This window comes from Microbacterium sp. 70-16 (assembly GCF_001898315.1).
Classification (GTDB): Bacteria; Actinomycetota; Actinomycetes; order Actinomycetales; family Microbacteriaceae; genus Microbacterium.
Map to the genome: position 1 here is coordinate 59,739 of NZ_MKTQ01000017.1, position 15,609 is coordinate 75,347.

A 15,609-nucleotide genomic window follows, 5' to 3' on the forward strand; every position below is an offset into this window, starting at 1 on the left:
CATCCGATGGCCGCCCCAACAAATCAAGGAGTCGTCATGTCCATCGACACCCAGCAAGCCATCACAGGATTCATCGCGACCGAGCCCCGTCTGACCTACACCGAGGACGGCACCGCGCGGTTCTACGCGCGGATCGGCATAGAGCATTCTCAGCAGACCCCAGACGGAAGTTTCACGCAGCTCGACCCGTCCTTCCACGACATGAGCGCCTTCCGGCGCGCAGCCGAAGAAGGAGTCGCGCGATTCCACAAGGGCGACAAGTTCATCGCCACTGGACGCGTGCGCGAGTACAGCTACGAGAAGGACGGCCAGAGCGTCGCGGCCGAGGAGTTCATTGTCTCCCGCTTCGGTCACGACGTCGCACGCACCCAATACGAGGTCGATCGCGGACCCCATCGCGACAGCAACATGCGCGAGGCGACCGGTCGTGATGCGTCCCCTTTTGAAGCCCCCGCCCGAGCACGAGCGCAGTCAGATGCCGCTCCTGCGGTCAGCATCTGAGCAGGAGCGGTCATCATGAGTGACTTCGTTCCCACCGCTGAAGCACACGAAGGGCGCGACGAGGATGACGACGACGAATCGCTGGTCGCTGAACCACCGCATCCGATCAACTGGAATCTCCTCACCGCGAACGACGCGGAGGTTGAGTGGCTGGAGCTGAATCGCTGGGTCTACTGGCTCCGCCGCACTTACGGACTCCCCGCCGCAGTGATCCCGCCCTACTGGCATCGTCACCCCGAACTCGTGTGGGAGCTGTCAGCGCTGCACCTGCACTGGCTGTGCGCCTACGACCCCAACCAAAACGGATCCGCACCACTGGGGTGGCATCGCGATTTTGCGGATGCTCGCCTCCGCCTCCGGGACTGGGTAGCTACTTCCGGGACCCGACTCGATCGTGATCGCCCCACACGGCAAGCCACCTGGCCCGGGGAGGAGCCGCCTACTCCCTCTGAAGAGTCAATGATCACCGACCGGGAAGCCGACTTTGTCGAATTCGTCGTTGATGATGTTCAGCATCGTCAAACGGCTGAGGACGAGTTCTACCGTTCGCTCGGCGATCCTCCGCTGGAGGAGTCATGAGCAACGCGGTCGAGGCGACTGCGCCCGTCTCACCATTGCTGGATAGCCGAGAGGTCGCCTCGTACCTGAAGGTCTCCGAATCGACATTGTCTCGATGGCGCTCCGCGGAGACCGGGCCACCATTCATCAAGCTCGGCGGTATCGCCCGATACCGGCTCGAAGCCATCGACCAATGGCTACAGAACTTGGAGCCGCACCATGGCGCGCCCAGTTGAGCCGATGCCAGAGTCCTCACCCCGACCGGTGCCACCGATCGGGGTGAGGATCTCCACCGACATGGAACGACGCTCCTACGGAATTCGAGCGCGGGCACGCTGGACCGATCCGCTCACCAAGCAACGCGTGATCCGTACCGAAATCGTAAAAGACGAGGCAACCGCACGCGCATTCTTCGAAACGCTCCGGAACTCTTCGGTCAAGGGAATGGACGTCTCGATGACGCTCCTGGAGTTCTTTACCTCGATCGAGGATCGATGGGCACGCGGCCTCGATATGACCTCCACCGGAGACAACTACCGGTACGGTCTTCGGCTCCGAGTGCTCCCGGCGCTTGGCCATCTGCCCGTCACTCAGATCACCGCGGGAATGATCGACCGCACGATCGACGACTGGGAGAAGCAGTACGGCGCATCGACGATTAAGAACACCATCGCCCCACTCGTGCGGGTACTCGACGAAGCCGTTCGCGACGGCCTGATCACAATCAATCCCGCCAAACACCGGGCGAAGCGGAGTCTCCACAGAAACGCCTTCCGAATCCAACCCGCCGAAGATGCTGCCCCGCGCGCGCACGCGATCCCTGATCTGCAGAAACTGAACCAGCTCGCCTCCGCCTGCGGCACTGTCCATCAGTCCTATTCAGACTTCGTGATGCTCGCCGCTCTACTGGCAGCTCGTTCTTCCGAAGTCTCCGGGCTTCAAGTCGGAGACGTGGACTTCACAAAGAACCTCGTCATCATCAGACGACAGGTCTTTCCCGGCAGGGGCGGCCTCATCACCAAGCCAACCAAAAGCCGCAAAGAGCGTCGCGTGCCGATTCTCGACCCACTCCGGCCAGTCCTGAAACGACTCTGCGCGTTCAAGCAATCAGACGCACCACTCCTCGTCGGTCCGCGTGGCGGTTTCCTTACGACAGCCACCGTTCGCGACGCCACCAGCTGGGACCAGGTTGTTGCTGACCTCGGCCTGCCCAATCTCACACGACACGGTCTCCGACACACCGGCGCCACCTGGCTCGCCGACGCCGGAGTCCCCCTCCATGTCCTCCAAGAGATCCTCGGACACGCCTCAATCGAGACCACTCGCGGCTACCTCCACCCCGATGACCGCCACCTCGCCTCCGCCGCAGAACAAGCCAACGCCTTCCTCAGCAGAGACACTCCTCGGAACCCATCGCGACGACCGCGGCAGGGCACGGGACGCGGGCTGTGACCCGCTCCGTCGCCGGTATTCACCGTTCTGGTCCCCTTTTGGTCCCCTTATCCACAGACAGGGCATCGCGACGGATTCTGTCATCCACGGGTCGACCACGCCAACCTGTCCGGGGGGACCAGAGGGGGACCAGAGAAAACGACGTTCAGAAACAACAAATCCCTGATGAAAATTGCTTCTCATCAGGGATTTTCTGTCGGGCTGACAGGATTTGAACCTGCGACCCCTTGACCCCCAGTCAAGTGCGCTACCAAGCTGCGCCACAGCCCGTGGCATTGTTTTTCAGTTGTTCGGGGCGACCGAAGAGTGGTAAACCACTTAACCCCCAGTCAAGTGCGCTACCAAGCTGCGCCACATCCCGTTGTTCAGTTCTCTGCCCGCTGAGCGGACAACTCCCCCATCCTACCCGGTCGCGCGGCCGGTCGCGAACGCGCGCGCCTTGCCGGTGTCGGAGGCTGGGCGTAGCGTCACCGACATGGTCGAGATCACGATCGAGCCGGCATCCGCCGAGCGCTTCGGCGACGTCGAGCACGCGCTCACGGGCGGCGGCGACGGCGGATCGTGCTGGTGTCAGTGGTGGATGCTGCCCGCGAAAGACTGGGATGCCTCGACACGCGACGAGCGCCGCGAACTGCTCCGCGCCGATCTCGCGACCAGCCCCGCGTCGGCGCTGGTCGCGTACGTCGACGGCGAGCCGACCGGCTGGGTGAAGGTGTCGCCACGCCGCGACCAACCGCGCCTGGCTCGCACGCGCAACTTCCAGCACTCTCCCGAGCCATTCGACGACCCGTCGGTATGGGCGGTGACCTGCTTCGTCGTGCGACGCCAACATCGCGGACAGGGTCTCGGCCGGCGGCTCCTCCACGCCGCGGTCGAGCACGCTCGCGCGCACGGCGCCCGCATCGTCGAGGCCTACCCCCTCGACACCGCCATCGCGAAGACGTCGTCGAACGCCCTGTTCCACGGCGCGCTGTCGACCTTCGTCGACGCCGGCTTCGTCGAAGTCGCCCGGCCGAAGCCGAACCGCCCCATCGTCGAGCTCACTGTGCACCGCTGACGAAAGCGGGTGGCTGGCCATCGCGTGGGAGCGGTCCTACGATGGTGCGAGAACACCGGGGAACCCGATCTCCGCGACGGTTCGAAGGAGCACCGTGACCGCTGACGCGTCACCGACCACACCTGCGCCCGCGCGCGCCCTCACACCCGCCCGCACCCGATGGTGGGGGTTCGCGCTGTTCGCGCTCGCCAGCGTGATCCACGTCGCCGCGCTGACGGCGGGCACCGAGACCGTCGCCGGCCCGACGAAACTCCTGCTGATGCCGGTGCTCGCCTTCGCCGCGATCTGGGCGGCGCGCGACTTACCTCGGCGCCCCGGCATGGGACTGTTGGTGGCTGCGATCGCGGCATCCTGGCTCGGCGACGGCGCTGCGACGTTCTTCCCGTTCGCACCGACACTGCCGACGATGCTGCTCTGCTTCGGCGCCGCCCACATCGCGTACATGGCACTCTTCGCGCTGCGCATGCGCCGGCCGGTCCCGCCGTGGGCCTCCGTGTACGCCCTCTGGTGGACAGCGATGATCGCCGTCCTGTGGCCGCACCTGGGCAGCCTGCAGCTCGCCGTCGCGTTCTACGGGCTCGTGCTGGGCGGCACGGCCGTGCTCGCGGCGCGCGGCGGCGCGATCACCGCCGTCGGCGGCGCGTTCTTCCTGGCATCCGACACGATCCTCGCGCTACGACTGTTCTTGCCCGACGACGTCACCGGCCCGCTCGGCGGCCCGTGGGTGATGCTCACCTACACGATCGGCCAGTGCCTGCTTGCGTACGGCATCGTCCGTCGCCTCCGCGCGGGAGCCGCCATCGCGTAGGACCGCGAGATGATGGAGGCCATGGAATCCGTGCGCATCGACTCGTTGCTGTGGGCAATCCGCGTCTACAAGACACGCTCGGCCGCGACGACGGCCTGCCGCGCGGGCCATGTGCGCATCGGCGGCGAGCGCGCGAAGGCCGCACAGCCGGTACGCGTCGGCGACGAGGTCCGCGTGCGCATCGCGGGGTTCGACCGGATCCTCGTGGTGAAAAAGCTGCTCACCAAACGCGTCGGCGCGCCCGTCGCCGCCGAAGCCTTCGACGACCGCACACCCGTGCGCGAGCCTGTAGCGATGATCGCCGTCCGCGACCGCGGAGCGGGGCGGCCCACCAAGCGCGAGCGCCGCGAGATCGACCGGCTACGAGGGCGCGACGACGTGTTCGGCACCGACGAGGAGTGAAACCCGGCGCGGGTGCGGCCGGGCTCGCCGCAATAACTCAGGAGTATCGCCCCTGCCGCGTGGCGCGGGCCGCGGAATCACGCGGAGCGGGGCGCGGCCAACGCGCGAATCTCCTGAGTTATTGCGGAGCGACGCGAGTGCCGGGTGGCACGACGGGGCTTCACCGCTTCGCGGTCGCGCTCAGCGCGCGCGGGCGCGCAGTCGTGCGGCGACGACGAGGTCGACGGCGGTCACGAGGACGGCGGCCACCGCGTACACCAGCAGATCGCGCGCATCGAAGACGGTGCCCAGCACCAGCATGAACGGGGTGAAGTGCGAACCCCACGCTGCGGGCAGACCGGTCAGCTGGAACAGCTCGATGCCCACGGTCCACGCCAGCACGAGGGCACCGACGATTGCCGGCGGCCATCGCGGCGCGAGCACGACGACGAACGCGTACACCGCGGCGACATAGAGCGCGTCGCCGGCGATGTCGGTCACATCGGTGTCGGGCAACGCGAAGTGCACCGCGAGGCCGGCGGCGACGATCAGCACGACAGCCGCGAGCGCGACCCGGCGGCGGATGCCGACGGGGTTACGACGTTTCGTCTCGCTCACTGCGTTCGCTCGCTCATCGACCGGGGAAAAGATGCGCGACGGGGTATGGCGTCCACGTCACAGGAGGGCGCGCAGCCAGGACACGGGGCGCACCGCGACGCCGGCGGCGAGCGTGCGATCGGACAGGCCGCGGTCGCTCGTCACGACGGTCACGACCCGACCCGCCGAGGTCAGCTCCGAAGCGAGAGCGGCGATCGTGTCGTCGCCCTCGCCCGCCGCGCGCACGACCGACAGTCCCGCGATATCCGCGGCAGCGCGCGCCTCACCCTCGAGCACGACGTGGACCTCAGGGAACCACGTGTGCTCGGGCAGGTCGAGCACTCCGGCATCCATCCCCCGCGCCGCCAGCTCCGTCAAGGCATCCAGTAGGCGACCGGCCGCGCCGGCACGATCCTTCCACCACCCGTCGGGGACCGCCCCGACGACGTTCGCCGCGTCGACGACGATCGCCGGCCGCTCCGGCAGCAGCGCGCGCAGCTTGGGCCAGGCGGCACCGAAACCCGGATGCAGCGGGTACGTGTCCACGGCATCCACTGGAACCCAGGCCAGCTCGCGGCTCTCAGGATCGCTGATGACCGCCTCGAACGGCGCCGTGACGTCGGCGACGAGGGTCGAGTAGGTCCACACCTGCGCGTCGAACACGCTGATCAGCCGCGGCGCCACCGCCGACCGCGGCACGCCCGCCTCTTCCGCCGACTCACGCAGGGCCGCGTCGCAGGCTGACTCGTCCTGGTGCCGGGCTCCGCCGGGCAAGCCCCACGTGTCACCGAAGTGGCTCCACGCGACGCGATGCTGCAGCAGCACGCCACGCAGAGGGTCGACAGCGAGCAGCCCGGCGGCGCCGAAACGCCCCCAGTACCTCGTCCCGTCGCCGGTGACGACCCATGCGTCGCCGGGGTCGCGCGGCCCGTGCGGACGACGCGGCTCGCCGGGGTCCGGGGGAACGATGGTCACCCACCCAGACTGTCACACCGCGGCACTGATGCTGCCCGAGAGCGTCACACGCGGCGACGAGCCCGATTCCGGCCAGATCAAATCGACACGCGCACACGACACACACAACGCCACATCTAGTAGCCAACATGGCTACAGACACCACATCTTGTGGTCATTGCGGCCTCGCAACATCAGACCATCCCGCGAAAGGAACCCCATGTCCCGCTCCGTCGCCGTCGCCGAGACCATCGACGAGTACCTCGCCCGCGCCGACTGGCGCGTCAACGCAAACGCCAACCAGGGCTACTCCCTGGGCGGCATGATCCTCAACGCCGCCGGCAAACTGATCGCCAACTATTGGCTCGACGAGGTCTACTCCCCTGCCGCCGGCACGGCCCACCGCGAGGGCGACCTGCACATCCACGACCTCGACGTGTTCGCCGGATACTGCGCCGGCTGGTCGCTGCGCATGGTGCTCGAGCAGGGCTTCAACGGCGTCCCCGGAAAGATCTCGTCGACGCCCCCGAAGCACTTCTCCAGCGCGCTCGGACAGCTCGTGAACTTCCTCGGCACCCTGCAGAACGAGTGGGCCGGCGCGCAGGCGTTCAGCTCGTTCGACACCTACCTTGCGCCCTACGTGCGCCTCGACGGGCTCAACTACGAGCAGATCGTGCAGGCGCTGCAGGAGTTCGTCTTCAACCTCAACGTCCCCTCCCGCTGGGGCACGCAGACCCCCTTCACGAACCTCACCTTCGACTGGGAATGCCCCGACGACCTGGCATCCCAGCACCCGCTCGTCGGTTACGTCGTGCAGCCCTTCACCTACGGTGATCTCACCGAAGAGATGGCCCTGATCAACCGCGCCTTCATCGAGGTGATGGCCTCGGGCGACGCCGACGGACGCGCCTTCACGTTCCCGATCCCGACATACAACATCACGAAGGACTTCGACTGGGACTCCCCGGGCGCCGAAGCCCTGTTCGCGATGACCGCGAAGTACGGGCTGCCGTACTTCCAGAACTTCGTGAACTCCGACCTCGACCCGCACATGATCCGGTCGATGTGCTGCCGCCTGCAGCTCGACCTGACCGAGCTGCTCAAGCGCGGCAACGGCCTGTTCGGCTCGGCCGAGCAGACCGGATCGATCGGCGTCGTCACGATCAACTGCGCCCGGCTCGGATTCCTGCACTCCGGCGATGAGGATGCCGTGATCACGCGCCTCGACGAACTGCTCGACATCGCCCGTGACAGCCTCGAAGCCAAGCGCCGCATCATCGGCCACCACCTCGAGGCGGGGCTGTTCCCCTACACGAAGCGCTACCTCGGCACGCTCGAGAACCACTTCTCGACGATCGGCGTCAACGGCCTCAACGAGTACATCCGCAACTTCACGCGGGATGCCACCGACATCACGAGCGAGCAGGGCGCGGGCCTCGCGGTGCGCCTGCTCGACCATGTGCGCGCACGCATCGTGGCCTTCCAGCAGGAGACCGGCCACATGTACAACCTCGAGGCGACCCCGGCCGAGGGCACGACGTACCGGTTCGCGAAGGAGGACATCGCGCGCTTCGAAGGCATCCTGCACGCCGGCACCGACCGCAACCCGTACTACACGAACTCGTCGCAGCTGCCCGTCGGGTACACGGCCGACCCGTTCCTCGCCATGCAGATGCAAGAGCCACTGCAGGCCAAGTACACCGGCGGCACCGTCCTGCACCTGTACCTCGGCGAGGCGCTGCCGTCGGCGCGCGCGTGCCGCGAGCTGGTGCGCCGGTCGCTGCAGCAGTTCCGCCTGCCGTACATCACGGTCACGCCGACGTTCTCGATCTGCCCGCAGCACGGGTATGTCACCGGACACCACGAGCAGTGCCCCGACTGCGGCGCCGAGTGCGAGGTGTGGACGCGCGTGATGGGTTACTTCCGGCCGATCGCGAGCTTCAACATCGGCAAGAAGGGCGAAGCTGAGGAGCGGACGTACTTCGTGGCGCCCGCACCGATCCTGCAGGAGGAGTCATGGTCCGCGCAGCCGCAGCCTGTGAGCTGAACATCGCCGGTGTCACCGCGTTCTCGACGGTGGACTGGCCCGACATGATGACGGCCACGGTGTTCCTGCAGGGGTGCCCGTGGAACTGCTTCTACTGCCACAACCCCGCCCTGATCGACCCGCGCGCGGAAGGCGCGACGACGTGGGCCGAGGTGATGGACCTGCTGTGCGACCGGCTGGGACTGCTGGACGGCGTCGTGTTCTCGGGGGGCGAGCCGACGCTGCAGCGCGCGCTCGTCCCCGCGATGGACCTCGTGCACAGGCTCGGGTTCAAAGTCGGGCTGCACACGGCGGGCGCCTACCCGGGCCTGCTCGCGCAGGCGCTGCCGCACGTCGACTGGGTCGGCCTCGACATCAAGGCCCTGCCGCAGGACTACGGCTTCGTCGCCGGTCGGCCGCACAGCGGCGAGAACGCGTGGCGGTCGCTCGAGCTCGTGCTGGGCAACCAGGTGCTGCGCGCGGCGACCGACCGCCCACTCGACCTGGAGGTGCGCACGACCGTCCACCCCGCCGCGATCGACGACGAGGGCCTGCACGACCTGGGCTGCCGCCTCGCCGACGCGGGTGTGGACTGCTGGGCCGTGCAGCGGTTCCGCGACACCGGCGCGCGCAGCCCGCTGCCGCGCGTCGAGGCGGGTGACCCCGCGCGCCTGCGGCTCGACCGGCTGCCGACCGACCGGTTCGCGTCGCTCGTCGTGCGGTGAGGCGGGCCGGCCTCAGCGCTGGCGGCGCTCGCGGACGCGCATGTTGGTGATGATCGGCGTGCCCTCGAAGCCGAAGATCTCGCGCAGGCGCCGCTGGATGAACCGGCGGTAGCCCGGGTCGAGGAACCCGGTCGTGAACAGCACGAAGGTCGGCGGGCGCGTCGACGCCTGCGTGCCGAACAGGATGCGCGGCTGCTTGCCGCCCCGCAGCGGGTGCGGATGCTCGGCGACGAGCTCGGACAGGAAGGCGTTGAACTTGCCCGTCGGGATGCGCTGATCCCACGATTCGAGCGCGGTCTCGAGCGCCGGCACGAGCTTGTCGAGGTGCCGACCGGTGCGCGCCGAGATGTTGACGCGCGGCGCCCACGTGACGTGCGCGAGGTCCTGCTCGATCTCGCGCTCGAGGTAGCGGCGCCGGTCGGCGTTCTCCATGTCGTCGTCGTTCAGACGGTCCCACTTGTTGAACGCCAGCACGAGCGCACGCCCCGACTCGAGCACCAGGTCGATGATGTTGAGGTCCTGCACGCTGATCGACTGCGACACATCCAGCACGACGACGGCGACTTCGGCCTTCTCGAGCGCCGCCGACGTGCGCAGCGACGCGTAGAAGTCGGCACCCTGCTGCAGATGCACGCGGCGACGGATGCCGGCGGTGTCGACGAACCGCCACAGGCGCCCGCCCAGCTCGACGATCTCGTCGACGGGGTCACGGGTCGTGCCCGCGAGGTCGTTGACGACGACGCGCTCTTCGCCCGCCGCCTTGTTCAGCAGCGAGGACTTGCCGACGTTGGGCCGCCCGAGGATCGCGACGCGGCGCGGGCCGCCGAGCTCTGCCTTCGCGACGGCCGACACGTCGGGCAGCACCTTCATGACCTCATCGAGCAGGTCGGCGACACCGCGACCGTGGATCGCCGAGACGGGGTGCGGCTCACCGAGACCGAGGTTCCACAGCGCCGCGGCCTCGGGCTCCTGACGGGCGTCGTCGATCTTGTTCGCGACGAGGAAGACCGGCTTGCGGGTCTGGCGCAGCAGCCGCACGACGGCCTCGTCGGTCGCGGTGGCGCCGACCATGGCATCCACGACGAACAGCACGACGTCGCACAGCTCGATCGCGACCTCGGCCTGCGCGGCGACCGAGCGGTCGATGCCGCGGGCATCCGGCTCCCAGCCGCCCGTGTCGACGAGCGAGAACCGGCGGTCCATCCACTCGGCCTTGTACGTGACGCGGTCGCGCGTCACACCGGGGGTGTCCTCGACGACGGCCTCGCGGCGGCCGAGGATGCGGTTGACGAGCGCTGACTTGCCGACGTTGGGGCGACCGACGATCGCGACGACCGGCAGCGCGGGCAGCACCTCGACGATCTCGCCGCCGGCTGTGAATCCGGCGAGCAGGTCGGTGTCGTCGTCGTCGAGGTCGTAGTCGGCCAGCGACGCGCGCAGCGCGGCGGCGCGCTGCTCGGCGAGTTCCTCGTCGAGGGTCGCCATCTTCTCTTCGAGCTGGTCGGGGCCAGCCTCGAACTCGTCATCGGCGCGGAACGAATCAGCCATCTGCGCTCTCCTGTCAGTCGTGGATCTTCGTGGCGATCACGTCGAGGACGGCCGCCACGGTCTGTGGGAAATCGAGATCGGTCGAGTCGACGACCGTCACGCCGTCGGCGGCGGTGAGGAAGTCGACGACCTGACTGTCGGCGGCATCGCGCCGGTGCAACGCGTCGGCGACCGCCGCGGCATCCTGGCCGGAAAGCTCGGCGCTGCGACGGCCCGCACGCACCTCGGGCGCGGCCGTCAGGAGGATGCGCACGGGCGCATCCGGGGCGACGACGGTCGTGATGTCGCGGCCCTCGACGATGACGCCCGGGCGACCGGATGCCTCGACGAGTGCCCGGAACAGCTCGTTCACGCGCTCGCGGACGGCCGGCACGCGCGCGACGCCGCTGACCGCCGAGCTCACGCGCGGCTCGCGGATCGCGTCGGTGACGACCGTGTCGCCGACCCGCACCCAGTAGTCGTCGGGGTCGAGCGAGATCGCGTAGGGGAACTCCGCCGCGGCATCCAGCACACTCTGCTCGTGCGCGGTGTCGGCACCGCGGTCGAGCACGTACCAGGCGAGCGCGCGGTATGCGGCGCCGGTGTCGAGGTAGCCGTAGCCGAGGCGGCGCGCGGCTTCTTTCGACACGCTCGACTTGCCCGACCCGGCGGGGCCGTCGATCGCGACGGTGACGGTCTCGGGAGACGCGGACGAACTCATGAGGGGATGCTCGCAATCTTCCAGCCGCGGGCGACGAGGCCCTCTTCGGCGTGATGGACGACGCTCGGCGAGACGCTGATCTCGGCGAGGCCGAACTGGGCGCCGGGCGAGTGCTCGAGGCGCAGGTCTTCGACGTTGACCTCGAGCTCGCCGAGCTCGCCGAACAGGCGTCCCAACTGGCCCGGGGTGTCGTCGACCATGACGACGATCGTCTCGAAGCGACGGTTCTGGCCGTGCTTGCCGGGCAGGCGCTCGACGCCGTCGTTGCCGCGGCGGATGGTCTCGGCGACGGCGCGGCGCGCGCCGGGACTGTCGGGCGCACGCAGCGCGTCGGCCACGTCGCGCAGGTCGCCGGCGAGAGCGTCGAGCACGTCGACGACGGGCTCGGAGTTCGCGCCGAGGATCTGCACCCACAGTTCGGGGGCCGATGCCGCGATGCGGGTCGTGTCGCGCACACCCTGGCCTGCCAGACGCAGCGAGTCACCGGGCGCGTCGACGAAGCGGCCCGCGAGCAGCGATGCCACGAGCTGCGGCACGTGTGAGACGAGCGCGACGGCACGATCGTGCTCTTCGGGGGTCATCTCGATCGGGGTCGCCCCGAGGTCGAGGGCGAGGCCCTCGACGAGGGCGAGGTCGGATGCCGGCGTCTCCTCGTCACGGCAGACGACCCACGGGCGCCCCACGAAGATGTCGGCGCGGGCCGAGATCGCTCCCCCGCGCTCGCGGCCCGCCATCGGGTGCGACCCGATGTAGTGCGTCAGGTCGGCTCCGCGGGCACGCAGCGCGTGCAGCGGCTCGAGCTTGATGCTCGCGACGTCGGTGACGACGGCGCGCGGGTAGGCGGCGAGTTCGCGCTCGACGACGTCGGCGATGACGTCCGGCGGCACGGCGACGACGATCAGCACGGGGTCGTCTGTGTCGGCAGCGGCGCGGCCGGCGCCGTAGTCGATCGCGAGGCGCAGCTGTGCGGGCGAGGCATCCGCCAGGGCGACGTCGACACCGAAGCCGCGCAGGGCGTGGCCGATGCTGGCACCGAGCAGACCCGCTCCGACGATGCGGACGGTCCCCGATGTGCGCGCGGCGCGCACGCCGGCGCCAGCCGCGATCGAGTCGGTCACAGTTCTCCGCCTACAGAGTCCCCGGGCGGCACGGGCGCCGCCTGGCGCGCCACAGTCAGCAGTGCGCCGCGTTCCACTGTAGTCAACTCGCGCGCCCGACCCGCTGGGAGCGTGCCCAGGTGCAGGGGCCCGAACTGCCGCCGGACGAGCTCGAGCACGGGATGCCCGACCGCGGCCAGCATCCGTCGGACGATGCGGTTGCGGCCCGAGTGCAGCGTGAGCTCGACCAGGCTCGTGTCGGCGCCGGCGTCGAGCACGCGCGCCTTGTCGGCGGCGATGGGACCGTCGTCGAGATCGATGCCCTTCGTGAGCTTCGCGATCGTCTGCGCACTCACACGGCCGGACACCTTCGCGATGTACACCTTCGTGACGCCGAACGAGGGGTGCGCGAGCACGTGCGCGAGCTCGCCGTCGTTGGTCAGCACGAGCAGTCCACTGGTCTCGGCATCCAGCCGTCCGACGTTGTAGAGGCGCTCGTCCCAGTCCTTCGTGAAGCGGCGCAGATCGGGGCGGCCGTGCTCGTCCTTCATCGACGAGACGACGCCGGTCGGCTTGTTCAGCATGATGTAGCGCTTCGTGGCATCCAACTGGATCGCCGTGCCGTCGACGTCGACGAGATCGGATGCCGGGTCGATGCGCGTGCCCAGCTCGGTGACCACCTTGCCGTTGACGCGGATGCGCCCCTCGACGATGTACTGCTCGCAGACACGCCGCGAGGCGACGCCCGCGTTCGCGAGCACCTTCTGCAGCCGCACCCCTTCGGCGTCCGACCCTGGTCCCTGGTGCGACCCCTCGTCTGGTCCCTGAGCTTGTCGAAGGGTCATCGGAGCACCTCGCTGTCGAAGCCGTCGGCGCCGTCGTCGAGCAGCGGCGAGATGTGCGGCAGCTCGTCGAGCGAGTTGATGCCGAGGTTCGCGAGCAGCGCGTCGGTCGTGCCGTAGTTGATCGCCCCCGTCTCGGGGTCGGTGAACAGTTCGGTGACCAGGCCGCGCCCGAGCAGGGTGCGCACGACCGAGTCGACGTTGACGGCGCGGATCGCCGCGACCTGACTGCGCGTCACCGGCTGCTTGTACGCGATGACGGCGAGGGTCTCGAGCGCCGCCTGCGACAGCCGGGTCGGGGCCTGCGCGTTGACGAACTCAGAGACGAGCTCATCGTGGTCTTCGCGCACGTACAGGCGCCACCCGCCGCCGACCTCGCGCAGTTCGAAGCCGCGGCGCGGTCCGCCGGTCTCGCCGTCGTAGTCGGCGACCAGGCCCTCGATGGCCTGACGCACGGCGGGCACGGGCGATCCGAGCGCCGCGGCGAGCGCGACGAGGCTCTGCGGCTCGTCGACGACGAGCAGGATCGCCTCGAGTCGGCGCGCGATGGCGACGGTGGGGTCATCGGTCATAGTCGGCTCCCAAAGTGGCGAGGTTCTCTTCAGACCACCGCTCGGCGGTCCAGCGCAGCGTCAGCTCGCCGAGCGGCTCAAGCTGCTCGAACGAGAGGGCCGCGTGCCGGTACAGCTCGAGGACGGCGATGAACCGCGCCACGACGATGCCCGGCTGCGTCACCCCCGCCACGAGCGCACGGAAGTTCAGCGTGCCCGCGTCGCGCAGCAGCGTGACCACGACGGCAGCCTGCTCGCGGATCGACACGAGCGGCGCGTGCAGGTGGTCGAGCCCGACGTGCGGGACCTCTTTCGGCGTGAACGCCATCAGCGCGATCGCGGCGAAGTCGTCCTTCGAGAGCGTCCAGATGAGCTCGGGAACGGCGCGACGGTACTTCTCGTCGAGACGGACGGCCCGCACGTGCCGCCCGTCTTCACGGCGCAACGAGCGCTCGAACCACGCCGAGACCTCTTTGAACGCGCGGTACTGCAGCAGCCGCGCGAACAGCAGGTCACGCGCTTCGAGTAGGGCGACCGACTCGGCATCCACCAGCTCACCCTGCGGCAGCAGGCCCGCGACCTTCATGTCGAGCAGCGTCGCCGCGACGACGAGGAACTCGGATGCCTGCTCGAGCTCTTCGTCGTCAGAGAGCCCCTTCAGGTACGAGATGAACTCGTCGGTGACCCTGCTCAGCGAGATCTCGGTGATGTCGAGCTCGTGCTTGCCGAGCAGGCTCAGCAGCAGATCGAACGGGCCGTCGAAGTTCGACAGAGATACGCGGAAGGGGACGTCGGTGGGTTGGGACGTCTCGTCTCGCTGCGCTCGCGGGGCGACCGGGGACTCGCCGGCGCCCGGGGGTTCGCTGGGCCCCGAGCTTGTCGAGGAGTCGTCAGGCGACGGCGCCACGCGCGACCAGCTCCCGGGCCAGACGCAGGTAGGCCTGGGCGGCCGCGTGCTCGGGCGCGAACGTCGTGATCGGAACGCCCGACACCGAGGCATCCGGGAACTTGACCGTGCGTCCGATGACGGTCTCGAGCACGTCGTCGCCGAACGCCTCGACGACCCGCTCGAGCACTTCGCGCGAGTGCAGCGTGCGCGGGTCGTACATCGTGGCGAGCACGCCGTCGAGAGTGATTGACGGGTTGAGCCGGTCGCGCACCTTGTCGATCGTCTCGATGAGCAGGGCGACGCCGCGCAGCGCGAAGAACTCGCACTCCAGCGGGATCAGCACGCCGTGGCTCGCCGTGAGCGCGTTGACCGTCAGCAGACCGAGCGAGGGCTGGCAGTCGATCAGGATGACGTCGTACTCGCCGGCGACCTTGCGCAGCACGCGGGCGAGGATCGTCTCACGCGCCACCTCGTTGACGAGGTGGACCTCGGCTGCGGATAGGTCGATGTTCGCGGGCAGGATGTCGAGCCCGTCGACCGACGTGTGCACGATGACCTCGTGCGGGTCACGCTTGGTGTCCAGCAGCAGGTCGTAGATCGTGGGCACGTCGTGCGTCGCGATGCCCAGCCCCGCCGACAGGGCGCCCTGCGGGTCGAAGTCGACGGCCAGCACCTTGCGGCCGTACTGCGCGAGCGATGCGGCGAGATTGATAGTGGTCGTCGTCTTGCCGACGCCACCCTTCTGGTTGCACAGCGAGATGATGCGCGCCGGGCCATGCGCGTCGAGCGCGGGCGGGGTCGGGAACCCGTGATAGGGGCGACCGGTCGGCCCCAGCACGATCTCCTCCGAGGCCTTCTTCGTCCCCCGCGTCTTCTCCGCCACCGACATTCCCGCTTTCTGCTGTCCTTCCCAGGACTTCCGC

Annotated in this window: 18 protein-coding genes and 1 tRNA gene; 9 read left to right on the plus strand and 10 right to left on the minus strand. The window is 68.8% G+C overall.

Going from position 1 to position 15,609, the window contains the following annotated elements:
* The first annotated feature begins 36 nt into the window (after positions 1 to 36).
* The 4 genes from BGO46_RS08900 to BGO46_RS08915 all read left to right on the plus strand — a co-directional run bounded on the left by BGO46_RS08900 (position 37) and on the right by BGO46_RS08915 (position 2,511).
* Positions 37 to 501 (plus strand): single-stranded DNA-binding protein, encoded by a 465-nt coding sequence (locus tag BGO46_RS08900; RefSeq protein WP_036297570.1) that lies wholly within the window; start codon positions 37 to 39, stop codon positions 499 to 501.
* Positions 502 to 516: 15 nt separating this feature from the next.
* Positions 517 to 1,080, plus strand: a complete 564-nt coding sequence (locus tag BGO46_RS08905; RefSeq protein ID WP_036297572.1) for a hypothetical protein — start codon at positions 517 to 519, stop codon at positions 1,078 to 1,080.
* Positions 1,077 to 1,295 carry a helix-turn-helix domain-containing protein gene (locus tag BGO46_RS08910; RefSeq protein ID WP_036297574.1) on the plus strand — a complete coding sequence of 73 codons (219 nt, stop codon included), beginning with the start codon at positions 1,077 to 1,079 and terminating at the stop codon, positions 1,293 to 1,295. Before BGO46_RS08905 ends, BGO46_RS08910 begins: the two co-directional genes overlap by 4 nt.
* A gap of 61 nt (positions 1,296 to 1,356) precedes the next feature.
* Positions 1,357 to 2,511, plus strand: a complete 1,155-nt coding sequence (locus tag BGO46_RS08915; protein ID WP_246081370.1) for a site-specific integrase — start codon at positions 1,357 to 1,359, stop codon at positions 2,509 to 2,511.
* A 196-nt stretch (positions 2,512 to 2,707) separates the two neighbouring features.
* On the opposite strand, the gene BGO46_RS08920 is transcribed toward BGO46_RS08915, so the two are convergent.
* A tRNA-Pro gene (locus BGO46_RS08920) sits at positions 2,708 to 2,781 on the minus strand.
* Positions 2,782 to 2,986: 205 nt separating this feature from the next.
* Here BGO46_RS08920 and BGO46_RS08925 point away from each other — a divergent pair.
* From BGO46_RS08925 to BGO46_RS08935, 3 genes are all read left to right on the plus strand, one after another.
* Positions 2,987 to 3,568: a GNAT family N-acetyltransferase gene (locus BGO46_RS08925; protein ID WP_292678098.1), complete on the plus strand. Its 582-nt coding sequence runs from the start codon at positions 2,987 to 2,989 to the stop codon at positions 3,566 to 3,568.
* Between the two features lie 94 nt (positions 3,569 to 3,662).
* Positions 3,663 to 4,376, plus strand: coding sequence for a lysoplasmalogenase family protein (locus BGO46_RS08930; RefSeq protein WP_292678097.1), 714 nt, complete (start codon positions 3,663 to 3,665; stop codon positions 4,374 to 4,376).
* A gap of 21 nt (positions 4,377 to 4,397) precedes the next feature.
* Complete coding sequence (locus BGO46_RS08935; protein ID WP_292678095.1) at positions 4,398 to 4,778, plus strand: S4 domain-containing protein; 381 nt, start codon at positions 4,398 to 4,400, stop codon at positions 4,776 to 4,778.
* A gap of 180 nt (positions 4,779 to 4,958) precedes the next feature.
* Here the strand turns inward: BGO46_RS08935 and BGO46_RS08940 are convergent, their stop codons facing one another.
* Positions 4,959 to 5,375, minus strand: a complete 417-nt coding sequence (locus tag BGO46_RS08940; protein WP_292678093.1) for a DUF2809 domain-containing protein — start codon at positions 5,373 to 5,375, stop codon at positions 4,959 to 4,961.
* Between the two features lie 57 nt (positions 5,376 to 5,432).
* Complete coding sequence (locus BGO46_RS08945; protein WP_292678091.1) at positions 5,433 to 6,329, minus strand: NUDIX domain-containing protein; 897 nt, start codon at positions 6,327 to 6,329, stop codon at positions 5,433 to 5,435.
* 172 nt (positions 6,330 to 6,501) lie between these two features.
* Between BGO46_RS08945 and BGO46_RS08950 the strand changes: the two genes are divergently transcribed.
* Together BGO46_RS08950 and BGO46_RS08955 are read left to right on the plus strand one after the other, a co-directional pair.
* Positions 6,502 to 8,355 (plus strand): ribonucleoside triphosphate reductase, encoded by a 1,854-nt coding sequence (locus BGO46_RS08950; protein WP_292678109.1) that lies wholly within the window; start codon positions 6,502 to 6,504, stop codon positions 8,353 to 8,355.
* On the plus strand, positions 8,325 to 9,059 hold the full coding sequence (locus BGO46_RS08955) for an anaerobic ribonucleoside-triphosphate reductase activating protein (RefSeq protein ID WP_292678089.1): 735 nt from the start codon (positions 8,325 to 8,327) through the stop codon (positions 9,057 to 9,059). Before BGO46_RS08950 ends, BGO46_RS08955 begins: the two co-directional genes overlap by 31 nt.
* Positions 9,060 to 9,071: 12 nt before the next feature.
* On the opposite strand, the gene der is transcribed toward BGO46_RS08955, so the two are convergent.
* The 7 genes from der to BGO46_RS08990 all read right to left on the minus strand — a co-directional run bounded on the left by der (position 9,072) and on the right by BGO46_RS08990 (position 15,575).
* Positions 9,072 to 10,607, minus strand: coding sequence for a ribosome biogenesis GTPase Der (gene der, locus BGO46_RS08960; RefSeq protein ID WP_292678087.1), 1,536 nt, complete (start codon positions 10,605 to 10,607; stop codon positions 9,072 to 9,074).
* Between the two features lie 13 nt (positions 10,608 to 10,620).
* On the minus strand, positions 10,621 to 11,307 hold the full coding sequence (gene cmk / locus BGO46_RS08965; protein WP_292678085.1) for a (d)CMP kinase: 687 nt from the start codon (positions 11,305 to 11,307) through the stop codon (positions 10,621 to 10,623).
* On the minus strand, positions 11,304 to 12,425 hold the full coding sequence (locus tag BGO46_RS08970) for a prephenate dehydrogenase (RefSeq protein WP_292678083.1): 1,122 nt from the start codon (positions 12,423 to 12,425) through the stop codon (positions 11,304 to 11,306). Before BGO46_RS08970 ends, cmk begins: the two co-directional genes overlap by 4 nt.
* Entirely contained in the window at positions 12,422 to 13,180 is a 759-nt protein-coding gene (locus BGO46_RS08975; RefSeq protein ID WP_366246811.1) for a pseudouridine synthase, read from the minus strand. The genes BGO46_RS08970 and BGO46_RS08975 overlap by 4 nt, the downstream gene beginning before the upstream one ends.
* Before the next feature lie 65 nt (positions 13,181 to 13,245).
* On the minus strand, positions 13,246 to 13,818 hold the full coding sequence (gene scpB / locus BGO46_RS08980) for an SMC-Scp complex subunit ScpB (protein WP_292678079.1): 573 nt from the start codon (positions 13,816 to 13,818) through the stop codon (positions 13,246 to 13,248).
* Positions 13,808 to 14,704, minus strand: a complete 897-nt coding sequence (locus tag BGO46_RS08985; protein WP_366246812.1) for a ScpA family protein — start codon at positions 14,702 to 14,704, stop codon at positions 13,808 to 13,810. Before BGO46_RS08985 ends, scpB begins: the two co-directional genes overlap by 11 nt.
* A complete protein-coding gene (locus tag BGO46_RS08990; RefSeq protein WP_292678076.1) occupies positions 14,688 to 15,575 on the minus strand; it encodes a ParA family protein in 888 nt (295 codons plus the stop codon). Before BGO46_RS08990 ends, BGO46_RS08985 begins: the two co-directional genes overlap by 17 nt.
* Positions 15,576 to 15,609: the final 34 nt, after the last annotated feature.

What these genes read in the sequence shown, in the direction of transcription:
- BGO46_RS08990 (WP_292678076.1), bottom strand. Translation starts at nt 15,575, where the DNA reads ATGTCGGTGGCGGAGAAGACGCGGGGGACGAAGAAGGCCTCGGAGGAG.
- der (WP_292678087.1), bottom strand. Translation starts at nt 10,607, where the DNA reads ATGGCTGATTCGTTCCGCGCCGATGACGAGTTCGAGGCTGGCCCCGAC.
- BGO46_RS08955 (WP_292678089.1), top strand. Translation starts at nt 8,325, where the DNA reads ATGGTCCGCGCAGCCGCAGCCTGTGAGCTGAACATCGCCGGTGTCACC.
- cmk (WP_292678085.1), bottom strand. Translation starts at nt 11,307, where the DNA reads ATGAGTTCGTCCGCGTCTCCCGAGACCGTCACCGTCGCGATCGACGGC.
- BGO46_RS08910 (WP_036297574.1), top strand. Translation starts at nt 1,077, where the DNA reads ATGAGCAACGCGGTCGAGGCGACTGCGCCCGTCTCACCATTGCTGGAT.
- scpB (WP_292678079.1), bottom strand. Translation starts at nt 13,818, where the DNA reads ATGACCGATGACCCCACCGTCGCCATCGCGCGCCGACTCGAGGCGATC.
- BGO46_RS08925 (WP_292678098.1), top strand. Translation starts at nt 2,987, where the DNA reads ATGGTCGAGATCACGATCGAGCCGGCATCCGCCGAGCGCTTCGGCGAC.
- BGO46_RS08905 (WP_036297572.1), top strand. Translation starts at nt 517, where the DNA reads ATGAGTGACTTCGTTCCCACCGCTGAAGCACACGAAGGGCGCGACGAG.
- BGO46_RS08915 (WP_246081370.1), top strand. Translation starts at nt 1,357, where the DNA reads ATGGAACGACGCTCCTACGGAATTCGAGCGCGGGCACGCTGGACCGAT.
- BGO46_RS08935 (WP_292678095.1), top strand. Translation starts at nt 4,398, where the DNA reads ATGGAATCCGTGCGCATCGACTCGTTGCTGTGGGCAATCCGCGTCTAC.
- BGO46_RS08900 (WP_036297570.1), top strand. Translation starts at nt 37, where the DNA reads ATGTCCATCGACACCCAGCAAGCCATCACAGGATTCATCGCGACCGAG.